Source organism: Mesorhizobium sp. M7A.F.Ca.ET.027.03.2.1, assembly GCF_003999175.1.
Lineage (GTDB): Bacteria > Pseudomonadota > Alphaproteobacteria > Rhizobiales > Rhizobiaceae > Mesorhizobium.
Map to the genome: position 1 here is coordinate 1 of NZ_RZOM01000881.1, position 2,626 is coordinate 2,626.

The 2,626-nt window shown below is 64.9% G+C and carries 2 protein-coding genes and 1 pseudogene; all 3 read left to right on the top strand.

The window, feature by feature from the left end:
• Nucleotides 1-498: pseudogene (locus EN750_RS28375) on the top strand (hypothetical protein); the annotation flags it as partial.
• A gap of 19 nt (nt 499-517) precedes the next feature.
• A complete protein-coding gene (locus EN750_RS28380) occupies nt 518-1,597 on the top strand; it encodes an AAA family ATPase (RefSeq protein ID WP_127398719.1) in 1,080 nt (359 codons plus the stop codon).
• 4 nt (nt 1,598-1,601) lie between these two features.
• On the top strand, nt 1,602-2,626 hold a 1,025-nt coding region (locus EN750_RS28385; RefSeq protein WP_245482836.1), incomplete at its 3' end, for a DUF5682 family protein.

Sequence of the window (2,626 nt, forward strand, 5' to 3'; positions counted from 1 at the left end):
GCGTGGCAATTCGGCGCCGAGAGCAATGCCGATATCCTTGTTGCCCGAATGGTCGCCGCGTCGGGCAGCGACGCCGCGGTGACGCACATGGCGGATACGCTTGTCGCCGAAGGTGGCAAGCCCACACTCTTCGTCCTCCACCTCATGGCGCGTCTGGACAGCCGCAGGAAGCGTGTCCTGGTCAGGTCGATCCTGAAAGACACGCAACATCTCGGCGCGCTCAATCTGGCCGAGGGCCTCGAAGCAAGCTGGCTGGAATGGGCCGACCTGACAAACGGCCAGATGCTCCCGGCGCTTCGCTCCGCTGTTGCAGGAAACGATGACGCTGTGAAGCGAGGCGTCGACCAGCTTCTGGAAACTATGGGCTTTCTCGCCACGGCGGCGACGGCGGAGAAATTGATCGGAGACGTTGTTGCGGCCGGTATGGCGCCGGCGGCGCCGTCTCTCGGTCTTCTGCGGCTCAACGCGTCACTGGCCGAGCATCGAACCAACATATGATCAATCCGGAGAACAGCAAATGAACGCAGCCATCCGTCTTCCGGTCGAGCAGGCCTATGCCGCCGAATTGCAGGCGCTCTCGCGCAACGATGACCGGCAAAGGCCCGCCGGCTGGAGCCTGTCGCCCAAGGCCGTGTTGACCTACCTGCTCGGCGGAAAGGCTGACAACGGGACAGTGATAACGCCCAAATATGTCGGCCGGCGCCGGCTGATGGAAACCGCGGTCGCGACGCTCGCCACCGATCGCGCGCTGTTGCTGCTGGGTGTCCCCGGCACGGCCAAATCCTGGGTGTCGGAACATCTCGCCGCCGCCATCATGGGCGATTCGACCCTGATCGTGCAGTGCACGGCCGGCACCGACGAGAACCAGATCCGCTATGGCTGGAACTACGCGCAGCTTCTGGCAAAGGGCCCGAGCCAGGACGCGCTGGTGCCGACGCCGCTCTACCGCGCCATGCAGGACGGCAAGCTTTGCCGCCTCGAGGAGCTGACGCGCATGGGCTCCGATGTGCAGGACACGCTGATCACCGTGCTGTCCGAAAAGATGATGCCGATCCCGGAACTGAACACCTCGATCTACGCGCAGCGCGGCTTCAACATCATCGCCACCGCCAACAACCGCGACAAGGGCGTCAACGAGCTGTCCTCGGCGTTGAAGCGCCGCTTCAATGTCGTCGTACTGCCCTTGCCCGAAGACATGGCGGAGGAAGTGGCAATCGTCTCCAAGCGGGTCGGAGAGATGGCCGGCGGTCTCGACCTGCCGGTGCCGAAGAATGTCGGCGAGGAGATCGCGCGCGTGCTGACCATTTTTCGCGAGTTGCGCTCCGGCGCTACAGCCGACGGCAAGGTGACGTTGAAGACGCCGTCCGGTTCGCTGTCCACGGCCGAAGCCATTGCCACCATGGTCGGCGGCCTCAGCCAGGCGGCCTGGTTCGACAGCGGCAAGCTCGGCGCCGAAGGCCTTGCCGCCAGCCTCGTCGGCGCGATCGTCAAGGATCCGGTGCAGGACAAACTGGTGCTGGAAGAATATCTGGAAACCGTGCTCAAGAAGCGGCCAGACTATGCCGGCTACTACGCGGCCTTGAACGCGGCAATCTGACGCCATGGCGCTCAGCGACGTTTCCTATTTCGGCATACGCCATCACGGGCCCGGCTCCGCCGACAGCCTGGTGCAGGCGTTGCAGGAGTTGAAACCGGTCGCCGTGCTGATCGAAGGACCGGCCGACGCCAGCCCGCTGTTGCCGTTGCTCGCCCGCCCCGAAATGCAGCCGCCGGTGGCGCTGCTCTGCTATCCCGAAGACGATCCGGCCTCGACAAGCTTCTGGCCCTTCGCCGAATTCTCGCCGGAGTACCAGGCGACGCTCTGGGCCGTCGCCAACAACGCAGCAGTGCGCTTCATCGATTTGCCGTCGTCAGCCCGCACTGCGCCGATTGAGGCCGTGGGGGAAACCGAGAGCGATGGAACGGAAGCCAACGTCGAGGCTGACTTGGCGCCGCATCTGCGGGACCCGATCGGAACGCTGGCACAAGCTGCCGGCTATGAAGATGGCGAAAGCTGGTGGTCTGATATCATCGAGCAGAACCCGCAGCCGGGTCCAATCTTCGCGGCAATAGCCGACGCGATGACGACGCTGCGGGACGGCGAAGGTCCGCTTGCGGCGTTTGAGGCGAAACGCGAAGCGCATATGCGGCTTGAGATCGCCGCCGCGCGAAAGGAATTCGATGGGCCGATCGCTATCGTTTGCGGTGCTTTCCATGTGCCGGCACTGCAGGCGACGCGACCGCTGAAGGAAGACCAGGCGCTACTCAAGGGGCTCGCCCGCCGCAAAAGCATGATGACCTGGGCGCCATGGACGGGGCCGCGCCTGGCGCTGGGCTTCGGTTATGGCGCCGGCGTTGTCGCGCCCGGCTGGTGCAAGCATCTGTGGCAGACGCGCGGGCAAGGCGACTCCTCGGTCCTGTGGCTGGCGAAGATCGCGGCGGTCCTGAGGGCGAAGGGGCACATGGTCTCGACCGCCTCGCTGATCGAAGCCGAACGGCTGGCCCGCACGCTGGCTGTGATCCGTGAGCGGCCAAAGCCCGGTTTCGAGGAATTGCGTGACGCCGCGATCGCCGCCCTGTTCAACGG